15 protein-coding genes are annotated in these 26,105 nt (G+C 60.5%); 6 read left to right on the forward strand and 9 right to left on the reverse strand.

Going from position 1 to position 26,105, the window contains the following annotated elements; genetic code table 11:
- Window positions 1-150: 150 nt before the first annotated feature.
- From ASD32_RS13390 to ASD32_RS13400, 3 genes are read right to left on the reverse strand one after another with little or no spacing between them, the layout of a single operon-like run.
- Complete coding sequence (locus tag ASD32_RS13390; RefSeq protein ID WP_060638519.1) at window positions 151-1,344, reverse strand: MFS transporter; 1,194 nt, start codon at window positions 1,342-1,344, stop codon at window positions 151-153.
- Between the two features lie 30 nt (window positions 1,345-1,374).
- A complete protein-coding gene (locus ASD32_RS13395; RefSeq protein WP_060638520.1) occupies window positions 1,375-1,758 on the reverse strand; it encodes a VOC family protein in 384 nt (127 codons plus the stop codon).
- On the reverse strand, window positions 1,755-2,537 hold the full coding sequence (locus ASD32_RS13400; protein WP_060638521.1) for a DeoR/GlpR family DNA-binding transcription regulator: 783 nt from the start codon (window positions 2,535-2,537) through the stop codon (window positions 1,755-1,757). The genes ASD32_RS13395 and ASD32_RS13400 overlap by 4 nt, the downstream gene beginning before the upstream one ends.
- Window positions 2,538-2,842: 305 nt before the next feature.
- Between ASD32_RS13400 and ASD32_RS13405 the strand changes: the two genes are divergently transcribed.
- The 3 genes from ASD32_RS13405 to ASD32_RS13415 all read left to right on the forward strand — a co-directional run bounded on the left by ASD32_RS13405 (window position 2,843) and on the right by ASD32_RS13415 (window position 5,374).
- Window positions 2,843-3,616 (forward strand): amino acid ABC transporter substrate-binding protein, encoded by a 774-nt coding sequence (locus ASD32_RS13405; RefSeq protein WP_060638522.1) that lies wholly within the window; start codon window positions 2,843-2,845, stop codon window positions 3,614-3,616.
- A gap of 319 nt (window positions 3,617-3,935) precedes the next feature.
- A complete protein-coding gene (locus tag ASD32_RS13410; protein ID WP_060638523.1) occupies window positions 3,936-4,616 on the forward strand; it encodes an amino acid ABC transporter permease in 681 nt (226 codons plus the stop codon).
- Window positions 4,613-5,374, forward strand: coding sequence for an amino acid ABC transporter ATP-binding protein (locus ASD32_RS13415; RefSeq protein ID WP_060638524.1), 762 nt, complete (start codon window positions 4,613-4,615; stop codon window positions 5,372-5,374). The genes ASD32_RS13410 and ASD32_RS13415 overlap by 4 nt, the downstream gene beginning before the upstream one ends.
- 54 nt (window positions 5,375-5,428) lie before the next feature.
- Here ASD32_RS13415 and pyc read toward each other — a convergent pair whose 3' ends face one another.
- Together pyc and ASD32_RS13425 are read right to left on the reverse strand one after the other, a co-directional pair.
- The gene (gene pyc, locus ASD32_RS13420; RefSeq protein ID WP_060638525.1) at window positions 5,429-8,887 is read right to left on the reverse strand and encodes a pyruvate carboxylase; all 3,459 of its coding nucleotides are present in this window, start codon (window positions 8,885-8,887) and stop codon (window positions 5,429-5,431) included.
- Between the two features lie 114 nt (window positions 8,888-9,001).
- Window positions 9,002-9,742 (reverse strand): LuxR family transcriptional regulator, encoded by a 741-nt coding sequence (locus ASD32_RS13425; RefSeq protein WP_060638526.1) that lies wholly within the window; start codon window positions 9,740-9,742, stop codon window positions 9,002-9,004.
- Window positions 9,743-10,200: 458 nt separating this feature from the next.
- On the opposite strand from ASD32_RS13425, the gene ASD32_RS13430 reads away from it, so the two are divergent.
- Window positions 10,201-11,958, forward strand: a complete 1,758-nt coding sequence (locus ASD32_RS13430) for a glucan ABC transporter ATP-binding protein/ permease (protein WP_060638527.1) — start codon at window positions 10,201-10,203, stop codon at window positions 11,956-11,958.
- 51 nt (window positions 11,959-12,009) lie between these two features.
- Here ASD32_RS13430 and opgC read toward each other — a convergent pair whose 3' ends face one another.
- From opgC to ASD32_RS13445, 4 genes are all read right to left on the reverse strand, one after another.
- Complete coding sequence (opgC, locus tag ASD32_RS13435) at window positions 12,010-13,173, reverse strand: OpgC domain-containing protein (protein WP_060638528.1); 1,164 nt, start codon at window positions 13,171-13,173, stop codon at window positions 12,010-12,012.
- Between the two features lie 130 nt (window positions 13,174-13,303).
- The gene (locus ASD32_RS13440; RefSeq protein ID WP_244490163.1) at window positions 13,304-21,793 is read right to left on the reverse strand and encodes a glucoamylase family protein; all 8,490 of its coding nucleotides are present in this window, start codon (window positions 21,791-21,793) and stop codon (window positions 13,304-13,306) included.
- A gap of 95 nt (window positions 21,794-21,888) precedes the next feature.
- Window positions 21,889-22,182, reverse strand: a complete 294-nt coding sequence (locus tag ASD32_RS29590; protein WP_156383172.1) for a hypothetical protein — start codon at window positions 22,180-22,182, stop codon at window positions 21,889-21,891.
- 73 nt (window positions 22,183-22,255) lie between these two features.
- The gene (locus ASD32_RS13445) at window positions 22,256-23,149 is read right to left on the reverse strand and encodes a LysR family transcriptional regulator (protein ID WP_060638530.1); all 894 of its coding nucleotides are present in this window, start codon (window positions 23,147-23,149) and stop codon (window positions 22,256-22,258) included.
- Window positions 23,150-23,264: 115 nt separating this feature from the next.
- Here ASD32_RS13445 and ASD32_RS13450 point away from each other — a divergent pair, with 115 nt between their 5' ends.
- A complete protein-coding gene (locus ASD32_RS13450; RefSeq protein WP_156383173.1) occupies window positions 23,265-24,665 on the forward strand; it encodes a VOC family protein in 1,401 nt (466 codons plus the stop codon).
- Window positions 24,666-24,675: 10 nt separating this feature from the next.
- The gene (locus ASD32_RS13455) at window positions 24,676-26,097 is read left to right on the forward strand and encodes an FAD-binding oxidoreductase (RefSeq protein ID WP_060638531.1); all 1,422 of its coding nucleotides are present in this window, start codon (window positions 24,676-24,678) and stop codon (window positions 26,095-26,097) included.
- Window positions 26,098-26,105: the final 8 nt, after the last annotated feature.

The following is a 26,105-nucleotide window of genomic DNA, read 5'->3' on the forward strand; positions in this document are numbered from 1 at the left end:
TGCCCGAAGGGCGGATGAGGGGGCCGAAGGCCACTTTATCTGGCTCCGGCTTCGCCGAAGCCCCCTCATCGCCTCGCATTCGCTCGGCACTTCTCCCCGCTGGGGAGAAGAGGGAGATCACGAGGGGCCGTTGCAAAAGTCAATCATCATTCACCCACGCTCCTTCGGATCGGCATGCACGGCGTGATGCGACAGCGCCAGAACGACGATGAACAGGATCGGCACGCAGGTAAAGATGATCGAGAAGCCGGTATGTTCCGCAACGAAACCGATCAGCGACGGCGCAAACAGCATGCCGGAATAGCCCATGAACGTGGCGACCGACAGGCCGATACCCGGCGCCAGGCCCGGCATGTTGCCGGCGGCCGAAAAGGCGATGGGCACCATGTTGGAAATGCCGACACCGGCGAGCGCAAAGCCGAGGATGGCGAGCGGCGCATTGGGCGCCAAACCGGCCAGCACGAGGCCAACCAGCGCCGTCAGCGTGCAGGCGCGCAGGGTTCTCACGCCCCCGAACCGGTCGCGGACATGGTCACCGGCAAAACGCATGATCGCCATCGTGGCCGAGAAGGCGGCAAAGCCGAAACCGGACATGGCAACGGAAGCGCCGAGTTCGTTGCGCAGGTAGAGCGCGCCCCAATCCAGCACCGTGCCTTCCGGCACCATGGAGAACAAGGCGACCAGGCCGATCAGCCAGGGCAGCGGATTGGACGGCAGCCGCAATTTTTGCTTGGCCGTATCCGGATGCGGCTGGTCGGCAAGGATCATCGGCCAGGCAATCGTGAGCACCGAAAGGCAGACCAGCGTGACGAGGATGGCATGCGCATAGACGCCGAAATGCGCCATGATGAGGCCGCCGCTCGCAGCGCCGATCAGACCGCCAAGGCTCCAATAGGCATGGCAGGACGACATGATCGCCCGCCGCATCGATTTTTCGACCTCCACCGCGTTGGCATTCATCGCCACGTCCATCGCGCCGACGAAACCGCCAAGCAGGGTCATGCCGATCACCGCCGTCCAGACATTGGGAAGGAGCGTGAGCAATAGCAGCATCGGCGACAGCAGGATCGCCGTTACCTTCACCACCTTTTGCGACCCGAGCCTTGCGATAAACCCGCCAGCAATCGGCATCAGCACCAGCGACCCCAGACCGAAAGCAAGGATCAGCAAGCCGAGCACGCTTTCGCTAATGCCGAGCCTGTCCTTGAATTCCGGGATTTTGGGCGCCCAGCTCCCGGTAACGAAGCCGTTCATCAGGAACAGCAGCGAAACGGCAAGCCGCGTTTTTGGCATATAGGGTTGCCGGACGGCGGCTTGCGGCGGGTTGATACGATGCTGGTCCATGGTCTTTTCCTGTAGAACGTGGTGACGGCGTCAGGCCGTGATTTCGATGGGGTTGCCGTCGGGATCGCTCAGCACAGCCTCGTAGAAGCCGTCGCCGGTCATGCGCGCCGGCGATAACAGGATGCCCGATGCCGCAGCCTTCGCCGCCAGTTCGTCGACGGCCTCGCGGCTGCCGAGAGACAGCGCCAAATGCGCATAGCCCTGGCGCTCGGCCTGCGCATTCTCTGCGCTGATCCAGGGGCCTTGCATGACCTCGACCGAGGGACCGTCCTTCAGATATAGAAACCGCGAGGAAAAGCCGGGACGCCGCGCGCTTTCGTATAGATCACCCACGGTGGCGCCAAAGATATCGGCCCAGAAACGGCAGAGACGATCGAGGTCTGTGGTCCAGAGTGCGACATGGGCAATCCTCATGATCTTGCTTCTCCTGCATAAACAACTGTAATGCCTTGGGTTTCGTAGAGTTCGGCTTTGTCTTTGGCGGCGTCATGCTCGACGATCAGCGTCTGGCATTCCTGCGCCGCAATGACCGAATGCGGCGCCGATGTGCTGAGCTTGTCATTGGTGACGGCCGCGATCACGGCAGCGCTGTTGCGGGCCACGAGCCGCTTGAATTCCGCATCCTCATATTCGAAAGCCGTCAATCCGGCCGCAAGATCAACGCCACAAACCCCAAGGATGCACAGATCCGGCCGCAGCACGGACACGTCGCGCTGCGCCTTGGCACCGACTGCGGCCCCAACCTGCCGGACGATCTTGCCGCCGATAAGAATGATATCGGCAGCGGGATTTTTCATCAGTTCGGCTGCAATCAGCGGCGTATTGGTCACCGCCGTCAGCTCCAGCCCGTTTGGAAGCGCCTGGGCGATCGCAAGATTGGTCGAGCTCGCATCGAAAAACACAGTCATGCCTGATGTGAGGAAGGGCACGGCGGCTGAAGCAAGCGCTGCTTTGCGCCCCAAAGCCTCGCCAACGCGCTGGACCAGCGTCGTGCCGCCCGGCGCGACCGGCAGCGCACCGCCATAGACCCGCTCGCAAAGCCCGGCTGCCGCCAGTTCGCGCAGGTCCCTGCGGATCGTATCCTCAGAAACGTTGAACTCCTGCGCCAGATCAACCGCCAGCACGCGGCCGGACAACCGCAACCGGTCCTGAATGAGGCTCTGTCTCTGTCGCAAAAGCAGCTCTGTCTGCATGAAAACTCAAACCACGGATAAACGAGTGTAAATCGGCATAAACGTGCATAAACGTAGAGTGCCGGAATTTCAATCGATTTATTGAGGTTTTTAGATGAGCCTCTGAAAGCCCTGCCGCAAAAATCAGCTCCCAGCCTTGATTTTAAGCGCACGGCGCCAATTTTGCGTGGAAACCTTGTGAATATGAGAAAAACCTTTCGCTCCTGCAGGGAACAATGAAGTTTTGTGCGCTGTCATGGATCAAGCGGCATGCGATTGTCCCCCCACACCGGCAGACGAGCCGGACCAAAAGATGGAAAAATAAAATGAAATGGGTTCCCACACTTCTCGCCGCTGCCGCCTTTGCCCAGCTGGCTTCCGGCTCTGCTTTTGCCGGTGAAAACCTGGAAGCCGTCAAATCGGCCGGCGCGCTGAAGATCGGCACGGAAGGCACCTATGCCCCGTTCACCTATCACGACGAAAGCGGCAAGCTCGTCGGCTTTGACGTCGAAATCGGCGAGGCCGTTGCTCAGAAGCTTGGCGTGAAGGCCGAGTTCCTCGAAGGCAAATGGGATGGCCTGATCGCCGGTCTCGATGCCAACCGCTACGACGCCGTCATCAACCAGGTCGGCATTACAGAAGAGCGCAAGAAGAAGTATGACTTCTCCGAGCCCTACATCGCTTCGAAGGCCGTTTTGATCGTCAAGTCCGACAATGCCGAGATCAAGGATTTCCCGGATCTGAAGGGCAAGAATTCCGCCCAGTCGCTCACCAGCAATTTCGGCAAGCTGGCGCAGGCGTCCGGCGCTGAACTGATCGGCACCGACGGCTTCGACCAGTCGATCCAGCTGGTCCTGACCGGCCGCGCCGATGCCACCATCAATGACAGCCTGTCCTTCCTCGACTTCAAAAAGAAGAAGCCGGACGCACCGGTCAAGATCGCCGCCGAACAGGCCAATGCCGACTATTCCGGCATCATCGTGCGCAAGGGCGAGCCGGAACTTCTCGACGCCATCAACAAGGCGCTGACCGAGATCAAGGCCGACGGCACCTATGAGACCATCTCGCAGAAATATTTCGGCGCCGACGTTTCGAAGTAATTACAGGTAACAGGCAAAGTCCCCTCCCCGAAAAAGAGGGGACACGCACAGGACCAACCGCGTCCTCCCTCTTCTCCCCAGCGGGGAGAAGGTGGCGCACCGCGCCGGATGAGGGGGCCACACGCCCCATATGTCCGGCCCCAGCTTGACCAAAGCCCCCTCGAAGCCGCCCGGCACATCTCTTGAGGCGGGCAAAACGCGGACATCATTCCCATCCTCCCACAGGTCATAGACGACGGCCCTGCCCTTATGCGAGGGGTATCTCTGTCTGAAAGGACGTGTATTCTGCTCACGTCATAAAGCCCACGAAAGAATAGCCGTGCCCCCTTGGCTTCAACTCATGCTCGATTCGCTCTGGCCGCTCATCCGCGCCGGGCTGATCTTCACAATCCCGCTGACGCTGCTTTCTTTCACGCTCGGCCTGGCGCTGGGGCTTTTGACCGCCGTCACACGGCTGTTCGCACCAAAGCCGCTGGTCGCCATCGCGCGGTTCTACGTCTGGGTGATTCGCGGCACGCCCTTGCTGGTCCAGCTTTTCGTCATCTTCTACGGCCTGCCGAGCCTCGGTATCCTGCTCGACGCCTTCCCGGCCGCCCTCATCGGCTTCACGCTCAATATCGGCGCCTATACTTCCGAGATCATCCGGGCCGTCATCTCCTCGGTGCCGCGCGGCCAGTGGGAGGCCGCCTATTCGATCGGCATGAGCTGGAGCCAGGCCATGCGCCGCACCATCCTGCCGCAGGCAGCACGTGTCGCCGTACCGCCCTTGTCGAACACGTTCATCTCGCTGGTGAAAGACACGTCGCTTGCCGCCGCCATCACCGTGCCGGAGCTTTTTCAGACGGCACAACGCATCGTCGCCACCACCTATGAGCCGCTGATCCTCTATATCGAGGCGGCATTGCTCTACCTTGCGCTGAGCTCTGTTCTCTCCTCGCTACAGGTGCGGCTGGAAAAACGCTTCGCCCGCTATGGCGGCTTCCTGGAGGCGCGCACATGATCGAGCTTACCCATATCGAAAAACGTTTCGGCGACAATGTCGTCCTGAAGGATATCAGCGTGCGGATCGCCGAAGGCACGGTGACGGCGCTCGTCGGTCCATCCGGCGGCGGCAAGAGCACGCTTTTGCGCTGCGTCAACCTGCTGGAGATTCCGACATCGGGCACGATCAAGCTCGGCGAAGAACAGATCACGTTTGAGCCCGGCAGGAAGACCGGCTGGGACGCCATCCAGCGCCTGCGCCGCCAGACCGGCATGGTCTTCCAGAATTTCCAGCTCTTCCCGCACCAGACAGCCATCGAAAACGTCATGGAGGGGCTGGTCACGGTCCTGAAATGGCCAAAGGAAAAGGCAAAAGCGCGGGCTCAGGAACTGCTCGAAAAGGTCGGCATGTCACACAAGGCCGACGCCTGGCCGGCAACCCTGTCCGGCGGCCAGCAGCAACGCGTGGCGATTGCCCGTGCCCTTGCCCCGTCGCCCCGCGTCCTGCTCTGCGACGAACCGACCTCGGCGCTCGATCCCGAACTTGCCGAAGAAGTCGTCGAGGTCCTCAACCGTCTTGCCGCCGAAGGCACGACCATGATCATGGCCACCCACGACCTGCGCCTCGCCTCCAAAGTCGCCGACCAGGTCCTCTTCCTCGACGGCGGCCTGATCGTCGAAAGCGGCGCGCCCAGGAATATTTTCCAAACCCCGGAACGCGAGCGCACGAAAAAGTTCATCTCCTCGCTGAGCGCGAGCCATAGCTACGATATCTAGGAAAATGAAAATGGCCGGGTTTTGCCCGGCCATTTTCATTCAAAGAACAGGCCCTCAAACCCCATAAACGATCAGCAGGTCCTTGGTGTCGATCTGGTCGCCGGTCTTGACCAGGACTTCGGCGATGGTGCCGTCTTTTTCCGCGTGCAGGGCCGTTTCCATCTTCATCGCTTCGATGGAGAGCAGCACGTCACCGGATTTGACCGTCTGGCCGGCGGATACCGAGACTGTCGAGATGACGCCGGGCATCGGGGCGCCGAGATGGGCTGCGTTGCCGAGATCCGCTTTGCGGCGGGCGGTGCTGGAGGCTGCGCGGTTGCGGTCGGGAACCTTGATCAGGCGCGGCTGGCCGTTGATCTCGAAGAACACTTTGACCATCGCCTGCTCGTCGGGCTCGCTCATCGCCTGATGCTGGACAACCAGCGAGACGCCTTTTTCAAGCTCCGGCAGCAGTTCTTCGCCGGCGGTCAGGCCGTAGAAATAGGCTGGTGTCGGCAACACGCTGACCGGGCCGTAGGTGTCGGCGGCCAGTGCATAGTCGGTGAAGACTTTCGGGTACATCAGGTAGGAGGCAAACTCGTAATCGCTGACCGCACGCTCCAGCTTTTCCTCGATCACCTTGCGCTCGGCATCAAGATCGGCATCGGCAAGCAGCGAGCCTGGACGTTCCGTATAGGCTTTCTCACCCTTCAGCGCCTTGTCCTGAATGTCCTTCGGCCATCCGCCCGGAGGCTGGCCGAGATCGCCCTTCAGCATGGAGATGACCGAGTCCGGGAAGGACACATCCTTGGCCGGGTTTTTCACGTCGGTCACCGTCAGGTCCTGGCTGACCATCATCAGCGCCATGTCGCCGACCACCTTGGAGGATGGCGTCACCTTGACGATATCGCCAAACATCTGGTTGGCATCGGCATAGGCCTGCGCCACCTGGTGCCAGCGGGTTTCAAGACCGAGTGAACGGGCCTGTTCCTTAAGGTTGGTGAACTGGCCGCCCGGCATTTCATGCAGGTAGACTTCCGACGCCGGACCCTTGAGGTCGCTCTCGAAGGCGGCATACTGATTGCGCACGGCCTCCCAATAGAACGAGATGCGGCGGATCCATTCGGGATCGAGGCCGGGATCGCGCTCTGAGCCGCGCAAGGCCTCGACGATCGAACCGAGGCACGGCTGCGACGTATTGCCGGAAAAGGCATCCATGGCCGCATCGACCACATCGACACCGGCATCCACCGCCGCCAGAACGGTCGCAGCCGAGATGCCCGACGTATCATGCGTGTGGAAATGGATCGGCAGATCAGTTGCTTCGCGCAGCGCCTTGAACAGCACCGTGGCTGCGGCCGGCTTCAACAGACCTGCCATGTCCTTCAGCGCGATCATATGCGCGCCGGCCCGCTCGAGTTCGGCGGCAAGCGCCGTGTAATATTTCAGATCGTATTTCGGCCGGGCGGAATTGAGGATGTCGCCGGTATAGCAGATTGCCGCCTCGCAGATCTTGTTCTCTTCGGCCACCGCGTCCATCGAGACGCGCATGTTGTCGACCCAGTTCAGGCAGTCGAACACGCGGAAAACGTCGATGCCGCCCTTGGCCGCCTGGCGGACGAAATATTTGACGACATTGTCGGGATAGTTCTTGTAGCCGACGCCATTGGCGCCGCGCAGCAACATCTGCAGAAGCAGGTTCGGCGCGTCTTCCCGTACCTTGGCGAGACGCTCCCAAGGGTCTTCCGTCAGGAAGCGCATGGACACGTCGAATGTCGCGCCGCCCCAGCATTCCAGCGAAAACAGGTTTGGCAGGGCGCGGGCATAGGTGCCGGCGATGCGGGCGATATCGTAGGTGCGCACGCGGGTGGCAAGCAGCGACTGGTGGCCGTCGCGCATGGTCGTGTCGGTCAAAAGCACGCGCTTTTCATTGCGCACCCATTCGGCGAATTTCTTCGGTCCAAGCGCATCGAGCTTCTGCTTGGTGCCATCAGCAATCTCGCCCTGGAGCCGCGGAATGACCGGCTTTGCAGCATCGGCGCTCGGCTTCGGCCGGCCCTTGGCTTCCGGATGTCCGTTGACGGTGACGTCGGCGAGATAGGTGAGCAGCTTGGTGGCGCGGTCCTGGCGCTTGACCTGCTGGAACAGTTCCGGTGTCGTGTCGATGAACCGGGTCGTATAGGTATTATCCTTGAACTTCGGATGCGTGATGATCGCTTCGAGGAAGGTCAGGTTGGTGGCGACGCCGCGGATACGGAATTCGCGCAGCGCGCGGTCCATGCGGGCGATCGTTTCCTGCGGGCTTGGCGACCAGGCCGTGACCTTCACCAGCAGCGGATCGTAATAGCGGGTGATGACGGCGCCCGGATAGGCCGTGCCGCCATCGAGGCGGATGCCGAAACCCGAGGCCGAACGGTAGCCGGTGATGCGGCCATAGTCGGGGATGAAGTTCTGTTCCGGATCTTCCGTGGTGATGCGGCACTGCAGCGCGTGGCCGTTGAGGCGGATATCCTCTTGCTTCGGAACGCCAGATTCCGGCGTGCCGATGGCAAAGCCCTCAAGGATATGGATCTGCGCCTTGACGATATCGATGCCGGTGACGACCTCGGTGACGGTGTGCTCGACCTGGATGCGCGGATTGACTTCGATGAAGTAGAATTTGCCCGTATCCATATCCATCAGATATTCGACGGTGCCGGCGCCGACATAGTTGGTCGCCTTGGCGATGCTGGTCGAATAGCTGGCAAGCTCCTGGCGTTGCTCTTCGGTAAGGTACGGTGCCGGCGCGCGCTCGACGACCTTCTGGTTGCGGCGCTGGACTGAACAGTCGCGCTCGAACAGGTGTACGACATTGCCATGGGTATCGCCGAGAACCTGGCTTTCGACGTGGCGGGCACGCTCGACCAGTTTTTCGAGGTAAACCTCGTCCTTGCCGAAGGCGGCCATCGCCTCGCGCTTGGCTTCCGTCACCTCGCGCGCCAGATCCTTCGGATCGCGGATCGCCCGCATGCCGCGGCCGCCGCCGCCCCATGAGGCTTTGAGCATGACGGGATAGCCGATCTCCTCGGCCATCTTGGCGACTTCGGCCGCATCATCCGGCAAGGGCTCCGTTGCCGGAACGACCGGTACGCCGATTTCGATGGCGAGATTGCGGGCGGCCACCTTATTGCCGAGACGGCGCATCGTGTCGCCGGTCGGGCCGATGAAGATGATGCCGGCCGCCTTGCAGGCATCGACGAATTCCGGGCTTTCGGACAAAAGCCCGTAACCCGGATGAATGGCGTCGGCGCCTGACAATTTGGCGACCCGGATGATTTCCTCGATCGACAGGTAGCTTTCGATCGGCCCGAGATCGCGGGCCAGATGCGGCCCGCGTCCAACCTGATAGCTCTCGTCCGCCTTGAACCGATGGAGCGCCAGCTTGTCCTCCTCCGCCCATATCGCAACCGTTTTTATTCCCAGTTCGTTTGCAGCGCGAAAGACGCGAATGGCAATTTCAGAACGGTTGGCGACAAGGATTTTCGAGATGGGCAAGTCGGACTCCTCAAGACTTGAAACACGGTAATGCTGCACCGCGAAAAGAATTATTAGCGTTTCGTGAGGTGAAGTTCAATTTCAGATTGGCGGTGCAGACCGATTCATTTTCGGTCAGGAAATCAACCCCAGCCGGAACGAAAGGGCCACGGCGTGATGGCGGTTTTTCGCCTTCAGCTTGTCCTGGATACCGTTCATGTACCAATCGACCGTGTGGGTGGAAATGTCGAGGATCTTGCTGATCTCGTTGGAGGTCATGCCATCGGCCAGATAGTGCAGCGCTTCCATCTCGCGGCGGGTCATCTGCACATCGACATTGGAGACCATGGCGGCAAGGACCGAAGGGTCGGTAAGCTCCAGGAGGCGCCAGAATATCTTCTTGGCGATGGCGTCGAACAGGCTCATTTCGACCGGGCTGAGATCGACCACCCGGCCACCCAATGTCATATTGCCGAGCAGGCCCCGGCGTCCGTGCACCGGAAAGATATAGCCGTCATGAAGGCCATGGCCGCGCGCATCCACCATCATGCGCTCCATGCGCTTGCGGTGCGGATCGGAGCGAAAGGCCACCAGCGTATCGCGCCAGCGGAAGCCGCGCTGCGCGTGGCCGAGATAGCGGATGGTCGGATCGATGATGACGTATTTCTTCTTGATATAGATCTGCGGCCAGCCCTCCGGCCAGCGGCCGGCGAGCAGCAGGCTCAACGGATTTTCATCAGGCTTGGGCTGGCGGACAATGCCGTAGAAGTCAAAACCATAGTGATCCAGAAGCCGCTCGAACTCCTGAACAATTTCGTCCCTGCTTTTCATCTCGTCTATCAGTGCCAAAAATTGCACCAGCAAGGTGATATTCATAAATGCCCTTCCAAAAGATTTTTCAATCTCCGACCGATCCGCTGCGCCGCAACATGAATATGCCGTTCAGCACCCATTCATGTTGCAAACGCGATAATCCCTGCATCAGTCAAGAGACCACCTAACACTGCATCATCAACGAACTTCAAGGCGCAAAAAATAGCAAGCTATGAATGATCAACTCCATGTGTCTGTAATTTTCAGTTGCGGCACCGGTTTATCATAATCAAGTTTGCGCGGCGAAGTGAAAAGATGATTTCCGGTACGGTTGGTTGAAGAGAATGACGACGGAAGGAAGACGGCGTTCAGTTTTGGAATTTTCGTTCCATCTGCCCAAGATGAGAGAATGAATACTTCCGAGAAACGGCCTTTTCTTCCCGGAAACTATTTCCCGCGATGCAATTGCTCAGTTGCTTTTTCATTGCACCGCAAACCAACTGCCCAAGAGGGATAAGACAGTGTCATTGTTCCAGGTCTATGCAAGAGCGCTTCAGTATCTTGCCGTCCACAAACTCCGTGTATCGGCCATCGTTGTCGCCAATATCGTTCTGGCGGTCATCACGATTGCCGAGCCCATTCTATTCGGCCGCATCATCGACGCGATCACCTCCAAACAGACGGTCACGCCCATGCTGTTGATGTGGGCAGCGCTTGGCGTTTTCAACACGATCGCCTTCGTCCTGGTCGCCCGTGAGGCAGACCGGCTGGCGCATACCCGCCGCTCGACGCTGATCACCGAGGCTTTCGGCCGCATCATCTCGATGCCCCTCTCCTGGCACACCCAGCGCGGCACATCCAATGCGCTGCATACCCTGCTGCGCGCCTGCGAAACGCTGTTTGGCCTCTGGCTCGAGTTCATGCGCCAGCATCTGGCGACTGCGGTTGCGCTGACGCTTCTGGTTCCCACGGCCTTTGCCATGGACGTTCGCCTGTCGCTCGTGCTCGTCGTCCTCGGCGTGCTCTATGTGGTCGTCGGCAAGTTCGTCATGACCCGCACCAAGGAAGGTCAGGCTTCGGTCGAGGACCATTATCACACGGTCTTCTCGCATGTCTCCGATTCGATCAGCAACGTATCGGTTGTCCATAGCTACAACCGGATCGAGGCTGAAACCCGCGAATTGAAGAATTTCACCCAGAAGCTGATCTCCGCCCAGTTGCCGGTCCTCGACTGGTGGGCGCTGGCCAGCGCGCTGAACCGCATGGCCTCGACCATTTCGATGATGGCCATCCTCGTCATCGGCACCTTCCTGGTGCAGAAGGGTGAGCTCGGCATCGGTGACGTCATTGCCTTCATCGGCTTTGCCGGCCTGCTCATCGGCCGCCTCGACCAGATGAAAGCCTTCGTGACGCAGATTTTCGAAGCCCGTGCCAAGCTGGAAGACTTCTTCGTGCTGGAAGACTCGGTGCGTGAACGTGAAGAGCCTGCCGATGCCGGCGAGTTGAACAATGTCCGTGGCGAAGTCGAATTCCGCGACATTTCCTTCAACTTCGCCAATTCGACCGAAGGCATGCGCAATGTGTCGTTCACGGCAAAGGCCGGTCAGACGATCGCCATCGTCGGCCCGACCGGTGCCGGCAAGACGACGCTGGTCAATCTCCTGCAGCGTGTGCATGAGCCGGCCGGTGGCCAGATCCTTGTCGATGGCGTCGATATCTCGACGGTCACCCGCAAGTCGCTGCGCCGCTCGATCGCCACGGTGTTCCAGGATGCCGGCCTGCTCAACCGTTCGATCAGCGAAAACATTCGCCTCGGCCGGGAAGATGCCTCGCTGGACGACGTCATGGCCGCTGCGCAAGCTGCCGCCGCTGACGACTTCATCGAGGGCCGTCAGGATGGCTACGAAACCCGCGTCGGCGAACGTGGTAACCGGTTGTCCGGTGGCGAACGCCAGCGTATCGCCATTGCCCGGGCGATCCTGAAGAATGCACCGATCCTCGTGCTCGACGAAGCGACTAGTGCGCTTGACGTCGAAACCGAGAACCGGGTCAAGGCTGCGATCGACAACCTGCGCAAGGATCGCACCACCTTCATCATCGCCCATCGCCTGTCGACGGTGCGCGAAGCCGATCTGGTGATCTTCATGGATCACGGCCGGATCGTCGAGATGGGTGGCTTCCACGAACTGAGCCAGAGCAATGGCCGGTTTGCATCCCTGCTGCGGGCAAGCGGCATCCTGACGGACGACGACGTCCGCAAGAGCCACGCCGCCGCCTGATCATCAGGTCAAGTATCCAAACAGTGAGAAGGCCCCGCACCGGGGCCTTTTTCATGCCTTGGCCGCCGCAGGGCGCGACAGGCCACCGAGCCAGTCGAGATAGCGGGCATAGGCGAAGTGCAGCCCGATACCGGCCAGCACGAACAGCGAGCCCCAGAGCGGGTCACGTCCCGTCACAAACAGCAGTACCTGACCAACCATGGCAAGGATGGTCCCGAAGATGAAGACCGGTAGCGAATGCCGGCCGATCAGAACAAGCGGATGATCGATCCGCAGCCGCGTCATGCGGCTGAACACCGGAAACACTGCCACCAGATAGCCGAGCGCCAGAACATGCAATAGCCGCGTCAGCGACAGGAACGTCTTGTCGAACCCTGTCAGCACCGCCGGCAGGCCATAGGAAAAATCGATATTCCACCAGGACAGCAGCACCCAGAAGAAGGACAGCGTCACATAGCTGGCTGATATCGCCACCAGAACCGGATTGCGCACGATCGGCTTTCCGGCGCGCGCGCGCATCATGCAAATCATCCCGATGGTGAACAGGAACTGCCAGGACCAGGGATTGAGGAACCAGTAGCCTTCATCGAGAAAATTGATCGGCACGATCGTGAAGATCCCAGCCGCAAGCCACAGGCCAGCCGATGCCATGAACAGCAGGAACGGACTGCGCCCATAGACCCACAGCATGCCCGGCAGAAGCAGGAAGACAACGGCATACATGGACAGGATATTGTTATAGCCGAGTTGATGCCCGAGCAGCACCATGGCGACAAAACCCTGCTCGGTGTGATCGACGAGCGGGCGAATATTGATCTCGCTGATCAGGTCCTGACGGCCGAAATAGAGCGCACCGCCGGCAAAGATCGCCAGCGTGATGATGCTGGTCATGATATGCGCGATATAGAGCGTAAAGGCGCGCCGCCAAATTTTCAGGCTGAGCGCAAGCCGGTTGCCGATCGTGAATTTTCGCCCGTAGGCAAGCCCCGCCGAAAGGCCGGAGATCAGCACGAAGGCCTCCGCCGAATCCGAGAAGCCGAAATTCTTGGTGGTCAGATATTCGAGATATTGCCCCGGCACATGATTGATAAAGATGGTCAGCAGGCAGAGCGCCCGGAAGACATCGAGGCGGGTATCGCGCTGTGCGGGTACGGTCTGGGTTTCGCCCACCTGGCCATGACCGGCAGGCGGCTCGAATTGCAGTTTTTGAAGCATTCAGAATGGTCTCGTCCGAGTTCAGTGCCCCTGCCCCCATTGACGCAACTTTGATGCAGGTGATCAAAACAAAACCGGCTTTGCGCCGTCTGGAGCAAAGCCGGTTTCAATTCTCATCTTCGACCGGCAGCTACAACAAAACGCCTTCATGCGCGTTTTTTGTGACAGTATTATTGACGCTGACGACTGGTTCACCGTTTTCCGCATTTTTCGTCACGGAAATCACATGCGGCTTGCCGTCGATGGTCAGGGTCGCGGTGAAACCATTCCAGTCGTTCGGCAGGACGGGCTGGACGATCAGCTTGTCTCCCTGACGGCGGATGCCGAGAATGCCTTCGACTGCGGCACGGTAGAGCCAGGCCGCCGACCCCGTATACCAGGTCCAGCCGCCACGCCCTGTCAGGGTGCCGTCGCCATAGATGTCGGCCGCAACCACATAGGGCTCGACCCTATAATGATCCGCACTGTCGCGATCCTTGGAATGATTGACCGGATTGAGCATCTCGAAGGCACGCCAGGCGTCTTCGGTCCGGTTTTGTGCCGCCAGCGCCAGCACCACCCAGGTTGCGGCATGGGTATACTGGCCGCCGTTTTCGCGAACGCCGGGCGGATAGGCCTTGATATAGCCGGGGTCCTGCTCGGTTCCCGAGAGCGGCGGGGTGAACAGGCGGATGATCTGATGATCGCCGTCGGCCAGTTCCGCCAGCACGGCATCCATGGCCTGCGCCGAGCGGGCCGCATCCCCTTCGCCGGACAGCACGCTCCAGGACTGGGCGATGGAATCGATCCGGCACTCGCTGCTTTCGGCAGACCCAAGCGGCGTGCCGTCGTCATAGTAGCCGCGGCGATAGTGATTGCCGTCCCAGCCGGCCGTCTCCAGAGCCTTCTTGAGGCTTTCCAGATGTGCCTCCCAGGCGGAAACCCGCTTGGTATCGCCACGCTCGCGCGCGATGATCAGGAAGGAGCGCAGCGTGGAGGCGAGGAACCAGCCGAGCCAGACGCTGGTTCCGCGGCCTTCGATGCCGACACGGTTCATGCCGTCATTCCAGTCGCCGCCAAGGATCAGCGGCAGGCCGTTCTCGCCCTTGCGGGCAATGGCAAGGTCAAGCGCGATGGCGCAATGCTCGTAGAGGCTGGCACGCCGATCTGACACCACCGGCTGATAGAAGCTGTCGTGCTGGCCGGGTTCAAGAGCTGCCCCTTCGATGAAGGCAATCTGCTCGTCGAGAATGTCCTTGTTGCCGGTGACGGAGCAATAGTGCTGCACGGCATGGCCGAGCCAGACGACATCGTCGGAGATCAGCGTGCGCACGCCGGCACCGGTATTCGGCAGCCACCAATGCAGCACGTCACCCTCGGCAAACTGCCGTGCAGCGGCGTTGAGGATCTGCGACCGGGCAAGCTCCGGACGGTGAACGATAAACGCGAGCGTATCCTGCAACTGATCACGGAAGCCGAAGGCGCCGCTGGCCTGATAGAACGCGGAGCGCGCAAGGATGCGGCATCCAAGGCTCTGATAGGGGAGCCAGGCATTGACCATGTTGTCGAACGCCTTGTCGGGCGTTTCGATCTGCAGCACGCTGGTAAAGTCCTGCCAGTAGCTGTTGGACGTTTCGAGAACCGCGTCGAACGTGCTCTTGCGCGCTTCGGCCAGATGCTCCAGTGCCTGCACGGCATTGCCGGAATCGCCGATATAGAAGGTCAATTCACGGGCAGCACCCACCTCCAGCGTCAGATCGACCGAGATCGCGGCACAGGGATCGCCATCGGCCTCGACCGCACCCGATAGGGCACCCCCATCGACCACAGCCTGCGGAGCATAGATGCTGCCCCCCTGACCGAGGAATTCGCGGCGGCTGGATGTGAACCCGGACGGCAATTCGCTGGCCGCGATGAAGGCGGTACGGCCGGAATAGTCGATGCTGTAAGGATTGGTTGCCAGAACGGCACCGCTTACTTCGTCCTGATGCGACAGGATGAAGGGCGCGGTCTTTGTCCGGTTGTTGCCGAGCACCCATTCCGCATAGCCATAGACCTTGAGGCGGCGTGCGCCACCCGTGGTATTGGTGACGCGCAGCCGCAGATACTTGACGGGCGCCGTGCGATGCACCGTCTGCCCGACCTCGATCTCCAACCCATCCTGTGTGCTCTGGAAAACCGAATAGCCAAGGCCATGCCGCGTTTCGAACTGAACCGACTTGCGGCGCGACAGCGCAGCAAAAGGCGACAGGACGGCACCGCTCTCCATGTCGCGGATGAAGATCGCTTCGCCCGGACGGTTGATGACCGGATCGTTGGTCCAGGGCGTCAGCTGATAGTCGCGCGAATTGCGGCTCCAGGTGAACGCTGCGCCTTCGGCGGCAACGTGGAAACCGAACGATTCGTTGGAAATCACGTTGATCCATGGCTGCGGCGTCGCTTCGCCGCCACGCAGCCGCGTCACATATTCCCGGCCGTCGGCGGAGAAACCACCATAGCCGTTCCAGAAATCCAGCCCATCGCCGTTGATCTCGACGGGTCCAGCGCCGCCACTCTCCGGAATAATGGCCAGCAGCGGTGCTGCGGGCACGTCTTCCTTGGGCAGAGGCTTGGCCAGCAGATTTTCGGCGCGCGAAATCTGGTCCGAGATCTTGCCGTTGCGGGCATGGAACACGGCACGCGAGGCAGAGAGCAGCGCCGACCAGGTCTGCGGCTCCATGATATCACGGCGAACCGCAAAGATATGCTGGCGCGGACCGTCGGACAGGCCGCGCAGGCGCAGGTTTTCAGCCATCGCATCGAGCGTGTGCTGCATGTCCTGTGCATAGGACGATGCACGCTCGTTGATGATCACCAGATCGGCGGTGACGCCGCGCGAGCGCAGATATTCCTGCGCCTTCAAGGCTTCGCGCGCGATCCCCAGATCAATATCGTCATTGATGCGGACGGCAAAGATCGGGAAATCGCCGGAGATCGACAGCGGCCAAAGTGCCGATTGCGGCGCGAGACCGGCCTGCACGGTGGCAGTATCCGCACGCAGCTGCAGGTCGGGATAGACCAGGTAGCGGCCAAGCATCTGGAAGCTTGCGGCTTCCTGAGAGGTGACGCCGACATGACGCATCTGTACCTGCGAACGGGTCCAGGCGTGGATAAGCTCATGGTTAAAGCTGTCGGGGTGACGATAGCGATCGACCGCCTTGTCGATATCCTGGCGGTTAGGCGCAGCGATGGTCCAGAAGATCACGCTGACCTTTTTGCCTGCCGGCACGCGCACGACGCGGCGCAGCGAAACGATCGGATCGAGCGTATAGCCATCCGAGCCGGAAAGCTTGGCATCCGTGTCGAAAGCCTGCGCTTCGGCAAGCGTGCGTCCAGCACCGATGAAGCGGCGCCGGTCGGTTTCAGCCTCGGTGTGGCGGGTGCTGGCGGCATTGTCGACGATCAGATGCGCAACCTGCATATCCGGCTCGCTCGGGCTGCGCTTGTTGCGCGTGACGCGGATAACGTCACCCTTCGGATCGACTTCCGTCTTCAGGAACATCTTGGCAAACAGAGGATGGGCGCTGTCGGTATCGTCCGTGGTCAGGACCGGCTCGGCATAGGACGTCACCTCGATGAAGCGGTCCTCGGTACCGGTATTGAGCAGGATCACCCGGCGGCCTTCGGCATCGTGCTCGGTGGCAACAATACATTCGACTTCACTGGTGAGATCGCCGACCGTCTTGATGAACTCGGCCTTGTCGTCGCCGAAGCGGGCAGTGGTCTTTTCACCTTCGGCGCGGCGCGGTTCCGCCGTTGCCGACCACCAGTCTCCGGTGGTCGTGTCGCGCAGGAAGATGAACGTGCCGGAACGGTCCTCGGTCGGATCGGCTTTCCAGCGGGCAACGGTCTGGCCGTTCCAGCGGGAATAGCCCGAACCGGTCGCCGTCAGCATCACGGCGTAATGACCGTTCGACAGGAACACCGTCTCGCGATCCTTGGCCAGTGGATTGGTGATGACGCGGACTTCGGGACGCAGCAGGTCTTCCTGCCCCTTGCCCAGCGATTCCGGTTCCTTCTTGGTGTTGATGATCGGAATATCGCGCGGCGCCTTTTCCTGCAAAAGCAGCTCGGCGGCTTCGATGACTGGATCGGCGTGGAACCACTCGCGCAGGCGGCCGTTGAAAACGACGTTGGCGACGGCTGCAATCGACATGCCGTGATGGTGGGCATAGTAGTTGCGCACCACAGCACAGGTCTTGCCTTCCGGCACGCGGGTCGGCGTGAAATCAACCGCATCATGGAAGCCGTAGACGCCAAGCGCACCAAGACCGCGCAGACGCTCCAGATTGGCAATAGCCGCCTTCGGATCGTACATGCTGGCAAGGATCGATGCGTAGGGAGCAATGACGGCATTCTGGCCAAGACCGCGCTTCAGGCCCAATGTCGGCACGCCGAAATTGGTATACTGATAGGTCAGTTCATGGTCGCGGGCATTGAAGGCCGCTTCCGAAATGCCCCATGGGGTGCCGAGACGGCGGCCATGGTTCATCTGTTCCTGAACGATCAGGTTGTTGGTCTGGTTGAGAATGCCGCCCTGGCGCTCCTGCATGACCAGCGGTGGCATCAGATATTCGAACATCGAGCCAGACCAGGAGATCAGCGCGCCGCGCGCACCAATCGGCACGATCGGACGGCCGAGCTTGTACCAGTGTTCCGTCGGCAGATCGCCCTTGGCGATGGCAAACAGACTGGTGAGGCGGGCTTCGGACGCCAGAAGGTCGTAGCAGGCCTCGTCGAGTTCGTTGGAATTGACGCGGTAGCCGATCGACAGCAGACGCCGCTCCGGACGGAACAGGAAGCTGAAATCCATCGTAAACGCGATATCGCGGGCCCGGTCGCGGATGACGATCAGGCGCTGACGCAGTGCCTCGATGGCGCCGAGATCAAACACGCCGTCGGCAATATGCGCTTCGCAGGTATTGACGAGCAGCGTTGCCCATTTCGTCACTTCGCCGCTCTGGGCGCTACGGACTTCATGGTCGAGGTTGACCGTGAGCTTGTGGATATCGCGCGCCAGAACGGCCAGGTTGATCACCCGGATGGAGGCGAATTCACGCTCGCGCTTGACGGCGGCCAGCGCGTTCTGAAAACCGGTAATCCGCTCTTCCATCAAACGGCGCAGCGGCCGGACGGTTTTGCGGTCGTCGGGCAGATCCCCCAGAACCTCCGACAGGATGGAGGCGACGTCGCCGATGCCGTCCAGATTGCCCTGAACATGCGCAGATGGCGCTTCGGCCCAGTCGCGGCACATGGACGAAACTGCGATCAGATGGCCGGCGAGATTGCCGCTATCGACGGCGGAGACATATTTCGGCTCCATCGTTTCCAGTGTGTCGGTCTTGTACCAGTTGAACAGATGTCCGCGGAATTTCGGCATGCGATCGACAGTGGCGACCGTTTCCTCCAGCCGGCGGATGGTTTCCTCAAAGCCGATCCAGCCGAAATCACGGGCGGACATGACCGAGAGCAGATAGACGCCGATATTCGTCGGCGACGTGCGCTCGGCAAGGATCGGATGCGGGATTTCCTGAAAATTGTCCGGCGGCAGGAAATGCTGCTCGGCAGTGACGAACTGCTCGAAATAGAGCCAGGTGCGGCGCGCGATCTTGCGCAGTTCCTCGACGACATCGTCCGGAACCACCAGCTGATCTTCGGTCTCAGCCGACTGGCTGACGAACCAGGCAATCGCCGGTGACAACGCCCAGAGCAACGCAAACGGGATGCCGATGAAGGGAAGGCCGGTATTGGAGATAGCAGCGAGCAGCAGCGAGATGACCGACAGGACGGGGGCGATCCACATCGAACGGTAATAATCGAGGATGGTGCCGCCCGACGCGCTTTGAACCTGCGCGGCCGTGCGCCATTCCAGCATCAGCTTGCCGCTGACGAAAGTCCGATAGAGCGACCGCACGATGGCATCCATCATCATCGCGGCCGAATGGGCGATGAAGACGATGCGCAATGCGACCTGCGCATTGGCAGCCTGGATTTCTGAGAGAACGGCATGGAGATGCGCGCGGGCGACGATATCGTTGCGGCGCGGCATGATGCCGGAGATCAGCGAAAGCGTGGGCGCGACGAACAGGCTGAAGATCAGCACGAACTGCCAGACCAGGGCCTGCGTCGGCTCCATATAATACCAGCCCATGACCGAGGCGATCAGCCAGGCGCAAGGGATCAACGAACGGCGCAGGTTATCGTACATCTTCCAGCGGCCGAGCATGCTGACGCCGTTGGAGAGATTGAACATATAGGGCAGAAGCTGCCAGTCCCCGCGCGCCCAGCGATGCTGGCGCGACATCTCGACCTCGTAGCGGATCGGGAAATCCTCGACCAGCTCGACATCGCTGACCAGCGCGCAATGCGCCAGCGAGCCTTCGAGCAGATCGTGGCTGAGAACCGCGTTTTCCTCGATCTTGCCCTTCAGGGCAGCCTCGAAGGCATCGACGTGATAGAGACCCTTGCCGGTAAACGTGCCTTCGCCGGCAATGTCCTGATAAACGTCGGACACGGTGAAGACATAAGGGTCGATACCGCGGTTGATCGAGAAGATGCGCTGGAAGGCGGAGGCATCGCTGCCGGTGGTCAAAGACGGGGTGACGCGCGGCTGAAGGATGCCGTAACCGGCCGTGACCTTCTGCGTGACGGGATCGACAACCGGGCGGTTGATGGGGTGATAGAGCTTGCCGACCAGCTTGGTCACCGCATCGCGCATCAGGCGCGTGTCGGAATCGAGCGTCATGACATATTGGACATTGTCCGGCACGGTATTGGCGCCGGCCAGGAAGCTGGTATCGCTGTCGCCGCGCAGGAGCAGGTTCAGCTCATGCAGCTTACCGCGCTTGCGCTCCCAGCCCATCCACGCACCTTCCGCTTCATTGTATAGGCGGCGGCGATGCAACAGGTAAAAGCGGGTGCGGCCATCATGGGCGTAGCGGGCGCTGAGCGTATCGATCTCGGTCTTGGCATATTCCAGCACATCGAGATCGGTTGCGGTCTCCTCCTCCGCACTGTCGGCCCAGTCGCTGACCAGCGCGAAATAGATTTCGCCCTTCGGATTGGCGAGATAATGGACTTCCAGATTGCGCACGAGTTCATCGACATGATCGCGCTTGGAGATCAGACAGGGGACGACGACGAGGGTTCGCGCGTCCTGCGGAATCCCCTCTAGAAACTCATATCCGACCAGCCGCGACGGCGTGACGAAGAGCGTCACCAGCGTGTTGAAGAGACCGGCCGCACCCTCCGACGCCGGAAGCGCGAACAGCAGGAGCATGATCAGCTTGGCACCTGTCGGAATTTCCATCGGGCTGACGAAAACGTAGACGGCGATCATCGCAAGGATGGTGAGAACGATATTCGGACCGGCGATGGCCAGCCAATCCAGCTTGCGGCCAAGCCGGATGATGCTCTGGAGAATGGACGGCCGGTAGCCGATCTTTTCCTCCAAAAGGCGGCGCTGCTTGCCGACGAGAAAACCGCCGACATTCGGCTCATGCGGCAGATCGAGATTGCTCGCATCGGCCTTGACCATATCGAGCGCGATATTGGTGACTTCAAGTTCGGAACTGCCGGAGCGGCGGGCCAGCCGTTCGATCGTGTTGCGGTATTTGTTGCGCGAGCCGAAATCGAGAGCGGAGTAATCGGAACCTTCACGCAAGGCTTCGTCAAGCTTGCTGACGCTTTCGAACCAGACAGCCCAGTCATTGTCATCAATTTCGCGCAGGCTGCGGATGATGTTGCTCATTGTCGCATTGCCCGACGACAGCCGGTTCTGCTCGGCGACCAAAGCTTCCTCGACATCGCTGCCGCGTTTTTCGAGCTGTTCTTCCAGCCAGGTGATGACGAAGCCGGAGGTCTGCGAACCGTCGCGCAGGCGGTAAAGCAACTGGGCGACGAAGGTATTGTCAGCACAGAGCTGCTCGGCTTCCGCCAGCACCGGTTTGAACTTGTCGGGCGTGCCCAGACGGACGATCTGGTCGGCGACGTCATTTGCCTTGTTGCGCATGTTGCGCGACCGGTCGACCCGGATGGCGATGCGCCGCAGATTTTCGATCAGCACGAACCGGACGATGGACGGCAGCGCCCACAATTCGCCGATCTTGAAGGTCTCGTGCTCCTGGAAACCCGCAACCATGGCCGTCAGGCTTTCGCGCGACACCGTGCTGTGTGTATGGGCGATATAGAGCCAGGCAAGCGCCATGGAGCGCGGGATCGTCGTGCCGGCAACCGAGAGGGTGGGCAGCTGGCGATAGAACTTGCGTGGAAAATCGCGCCGCACTTCCTGGATCGATTCCTCGACCAGATAGTGATTGTCGAGCAGCCATTCGGCGGCCGGCGTGATCGAGGCACCCGCTTCGACATCGGTCGCCGTCACCTTGTAGACGCGGAAAATCTCGTCTTCATTTTCCCGGTGGCGCGGCCGGAACTCGAAGGGGAAGAACCCTGGGAGAGACGAAACGCCGTCCCTGGCGAGCGCTGCACCGCATTCACGAAGCTCATCGATGGTGAAATAGGTCGAGCGGATCGAATCGTTGTAATCGATCGGCTTGATCTCGGCTTCGGGCGCAGGCGTGGACGGCGTGTTATGAAGGGGCATGGGTACGGGTTCTGGATCCAAGCGGTGTTGAAGGGTCCGGTGGTCGTGCCGGATGGGCTGCTGCCCTGATTTTTCGCTCTGCGTTCCCACGGTCCCTAGCTGTCCGCTCTGCCGGAAACCATCAGGTCTCGCGCATGCGGGAAACCGAAAAGTTTGGCACTGCCCGGACGGGCGTTGGAAGGTGTGAAAACGACAGTCGCTTCGCTATCAAGGCTGCGTGGTGCAAGAAATGGGCATTTTTTAGCCGCAGTGCGAATATGTTGCAAGAAGCGCGGCCAAGGTTCGGGGCGAAATAGAGCGTGCCACGCCAAAGAAAGCGCAGCATACACTTTTTTCAACGCAATCAATCCCGGGAAATGGTTCGCAACTGTATCTTTGAGGATGTTCATCCAGACCGCAACGCGGTGGGATCAAAAATGTTCCGCCGTTTATACCGCATTGCAAAATGGTTCTTCGCCACCATCAACCAACCTGGCGGACGATCCACGCCCGGAAGGCCTGGCTCACCGGATTTTCCAGCTTGCCCTCCGGCACGACGAGATAATAGCTGTTTTCCGTCTGCATCGGCCGGTCGAAAACGACGCGCAACCGGTCGGCAGCAATCTCCTGCTCGATCAGGTATCGCGGCAGAAGCGCGAAGCCGAGACCCACGACCGCAGCTTCGATCACCATGGAAAACTGATCGAACCGGTTGCCCCTATAGGCGGATTTCATCTCGCCGCCATTGCTCTCAAACCATTGCGCCCACATCTTCGGCCGGGTGGCAAGATGCAGCAGCGGCTTGTGCTCCAGCTCGCCCGGCTCCTGCATCGGATTGAGCGCCAGGAGTGCGGGGCTTGCGACGGGCACGATGATCTCGCTGCACAGATAGCTGCAGGTCGCATGCGCCCAGACGGGCTGGCCGTAATGAATGGCGAGATCGAAGTTCTGCTCTTCAAAATCGAAAGGCTGCGACCGCGAGGCGATGTTGATCACCGTTCCCGGATGCTGGCTCAGAAAGTCTGGCAGGCGCGGCGTCAGCCAGCGGCTGCCGAAGGTCGGCAGCGATGCGACCGAAAGGGTGGATTCCGAGCGGGCGGACGCCATGGCACGCACCATCAGCTCTTCCGACTGGGTCAAAAGCCGGCGCACCTCAGGCAGGAACTTTTGGCCAGCATCGGATAAAATGACGCGCTGGCGGATGCGTTCGAACAGGAGAACGCCGATCTGGCTTTCGAGATCCTTGATCTGGCGGCTGACGGCGCTCTGGGTCAGGTTCAGTTCGGCGGCCGCCTGCGTGAAGCTGCCATGACGCGCGGCACATTCGAATGCCTGCAGCGTGGTGACGTCGGGGACCAGTCTTCTGCTCAACTTCATTCCAGCCTCGCATGATCATAGTCATAACTGTCGCAATCAATGCCCATTCATCCCATATATGATACGAAATGAGAATGATCGCCCATATCCCTTCCATACTGCGAGGCGCGTTGCCGTGAAAGAGAATAGTTTCGTATCCGCCGACCATATCCGCTCTGCCTTCTCGGCGGCGATGTCGGCCATGTACCGCACCGAGGTGCCGGCCTATGGCACGCTGATGGAACTGGTGGGCAAGGTGAACGCCGAAACGCTGGCTGCTGATCCGGATCTGCAGGCCCGTCTTCAGGACACGGATTCGCTGGATCGTATTTCGCAGGAACGCCACGGGGCGATCCGGCTCGGCACGCCTGCAGAGCTGTCGATGATGCGCCGCGTCTTTGCCGTCATGGGCATGCTGCCGGTCGGCTATTACGACCTCTCGACTGCCGGCGTTCCCGTTCATTCGACGGCCTTCCGACCGGTCGGCGATGCCGCCTTGAAGAAAAATCCTTTCCGCGTCTTTACCTCGCTTTTGCGTCTCGACTTGATTGCCGACGAAGCCTTGCGCAATGAAGCGGCAGAGATCCTGTCCAAGCGCCAGATTTTTACCGATGGCGCCATCGCGCTGACGGAAAAAGCGGAACGGCAGGGCGGCCTCGACAAGGCTGACGCCGAGCAGTTCGTGGCCGAGGCGCTGGAAACCTTCCGCTGGCACGACAGGGCCAATGTCAGCCCCGGCATGTACCACCGCCTGCATGAGGCCCACCGCCTGATCGCCGACGTCGTTTCGTTCAAGGGCCCGCATATCAATCACCTGACGCCCCGCACGCTGGATATCGATGCGGTGCAGGCGCGCATGCCCGATTACGAGATCGCCCCCAAGGCGACGATCGAGGGTCCGCCGACCCGCAAATGCGCTATCCTTTTGCGCCAGACCTCGTTCAAGGCGCTGGAAGAGCCGGTTTCGTTCCAGGCCGAAGACGGCAGCTGGCATGAGGGCTCGCACACCGCCCGCTTCGGCGAGATCGAACAGCGTGGCATTGCACTCACCCCGAAAGGCCGTGCGCTCTACGACGACCTGCTCAACGCGTCGCGAAAGATCGTGCGCCCGGCCGCAGACGGCTCGAATGCGGCGGAATACGAAAAGGCGCTTTCGGATGCCTTCATCCCGTTCCCGGATACATGGGCTGGAATTCGCGCAGAGGGTCTCGGCTATTTCGCCTATTCGCTGACCGCCAAGGGCCGCAAGGCCAGCGCCGACGCGTCTTTGAGCCTCGACAGCCTGATTGCTGACGGCCTCGTGCAATTCGACCCGATTGTCTATGAGGACTTTCTGCCCGTCAGCGCCGCCGGTATCTTCCAGTCCAATCTCGGGGATGACGCGGCGCAGGAATTTGCCGCAAGCCCGAACCAGCAGCGCTTCGAACTCGACCTCGGCGCTAAAGTGCTGAACGAGTTCGATCACTATGCCGGTATCGAACAGACTTCGATCACCGATATCAGAGAGATGCTTTCGTCGGCGCAAGCGGCGGAGTAAAACGCAAGCGATGATCGATCAGAAACATACAGCCGCATTGACCGCACTCCTTAGTGACAAGGGCATTGTCACCGAAGGCAGTGATGTGGCCGCCTACCAGACCGGCGCGCGCTACGATCAGGGCCGCGCATCGATTGTCCTGCGCCCGCAGACCACCGAAGAGGTGTCTGCGGCTGTCTCCTATTGCGTGAAGAACGGCATCGTTCTCATTCCGCAATCGGGCAATACTGGTCTCGTGTCCGGCTCGACCCCGGATATGACCGGCGCCCAGGCAGTCCTCAGCCTCGACCGGATGACAACACGTTTTGATCTCGACCTCGACAACCGCTCGCTGCGCGCCGATGCCGGTTTCCGGTTGTCGGATGTCAACCAGAAGCTCGAAAAACACGGCCTGTTCTTCCCGATCGATCTTGGCGCCGATCCGCGTCTCGGCGGCATGCTGGCCACCAATACCGGCGGTTCGCGCTTCCTCAAATATGGCGACGTGCGCCGCAACACGCTGGGCATCAAGGTCGTGCTGGCCGACGAAGACGGCACGGTCCTCGACCTGACCTGCGAGCTGCGCAAGAACAATACCGGCATCGACTGGAAGCAGGTCTTCATCGGCACGTCCGGTTCCTTCGGCGTAATCACCGAATGCGTCTTGAATATCGAACCCCTGCCGAAGCAGGTGGCGACTGCCTATCTGGTTCCTTCCAGCGGCGCCCATGTCATGCCGCTGCTGCGCGCCATGGAAGACCGGCTCGGCGCCTATCTCTCCGCCTTCGAGGGTATTTCGAAGAATTCTATCACGGCGGCGCTCGATCATGTCCCGTCGTTGAAAAACCCGTTTCAGGGCGGCAACGTGCCCGAATACGTGATCCTCGCCGAAATCTCCCGCACCTGGGAACCGCGCGAAGGTGAACAATCGCTCGATGCGGTCCTGGAAGCGGTGCTTGCCGAAATCTGGGAAACGGAGGAGGCGCCGCTCGCCGATGCCTTTGTCGGTCCGGCCCATGAAATGTGGTCGCTGCGCCATGCCCTGTCGGAAGGCGTGAAGCATTCGGGAAAACTGATCGCCTTTGATCTTTCCTTCCGCAGAGGTGATATCATGGCGTTCTGCGACCGCATGAAGGCCGATATGCCGCAGGCCTTTCCGGACGTGACGATCTGCGATTTCGGCCATATCGGCGATGGCGGCGTGCATTTCAATCTCGTCGTGCCGAAGGACAGTGCTTCGGCATCGGACACGGATTTCGAGCGGCGGCTGCGCGACTGGGTGTTTGCCGTCGCGGTTCAGGATTTCAACGGCAGCTTCAGTGCCGAACATGCCATCGGCCGCAAGAACCAGGCCTATTACGACCTTTATACGCAACAGAAGATCAAGGACATGGCCCAGGGCCTCAAGGCCATCACCTCGCCGGGAGAGCTCGGCGCGGTGCGCTTCGGATAGTCCTTTTG

The sequence above is a fragment of the Rhizobium sp. Root483D2 genome, from assembly GCF_001426685.1.
In the GTDB taxonomy this organism is placed as follows: Bacteria; Pseudomonadota; Alphaproteobacteria; order Rhizobiales; family Rhizobiaceae; genus Pararhizobium; species Pararhizobium qamdonense.

What these genes read in the sequence shown, in the direction of transcription:
- ASD32_RS13390 (WP_060638519.1), bottom strand. Translation starts at nt 1,344, where the DNA reads ATGGACCAGCATCGTATCAACCCGCCGCAAGCCGCCGTCCGGCAACCC.
- ASD32_RS13395 (WP_060638520.1), bottom strand. Translation starts at nt 1,758, where the DNA reads ATGAGGATTGCCCATGTCGCACTCTGGACCACAGACCTCGATCGTCTC.
- ASD32_RS13400 (WP_060638521.1), bottom strand. Translation starts at nt 2,537, where the DNA reads ATGCAGACAGAGCTGCTTTTGCGACAGAGACAGAGCCTCATTCAGGAC.
- ASD32_RS13405 (WP_060638522.1), top strand. Translation starts at nt 2,843, where the DNA reads ATGAAATGGGTTCCCACACTTCTCGCCGCTGCCGCCTTTGCCCAGCTG.
- ASD32_RS13415 (WP_060638524.1), top strand. Translation starts at nt 4,613, where the DNA reads ATGATCGAGCTTACCCATATCGAAAAACGTTTCGGCGACAATGTCGTC.
- ASD32_RS13425 (WP_060638526.1), bottom strand. Translation starts at nt 9,742, where the DNA reads ATGAATATCACCTTGCTGGTGCAATTTTTGGCACTGATAGACGAGATG.
- opgC (WP_060638528.1), bottom strand. Translation starts at nt 13,173, where the DNA reads ATGCTTCAAAAACTGCAATTCGAGCCGCCTGCCGGTCATGGCCAGGTG.
- ASD32_RS13440 (WP_244490163.1), bottom strand. Translation starts at nt 21,793, where the DNA reads ATGCCCCTTCATAACACGCCGTCCACGCCTGCGCCCGAAGCCGAGATC.
- ASD32_RS29590 (WP_156383172.1), bottom strand. Translation starts at nt 22,182, where the DNA reads ATGAACATCCTCAAAGATACAGTTGCGAACCATTTCCCGGGATTGATT.
- ASD32_RS13445 (WP_060638530.1), bottom strand. Translation starts at nt 23,149, where the DNA reads ATGAAGTTGAGCAGAAGACTGGTCCCCGACGTCACCACGCTGCAGGCA.
- ASD32_RS13455 (WP_060638531.1), top strand. Translation starts at nt 24,676, where the DNA reads ATGATCGATCAGAAACATACAGCCGCATTGACCGCACTCCTTAGTGAC.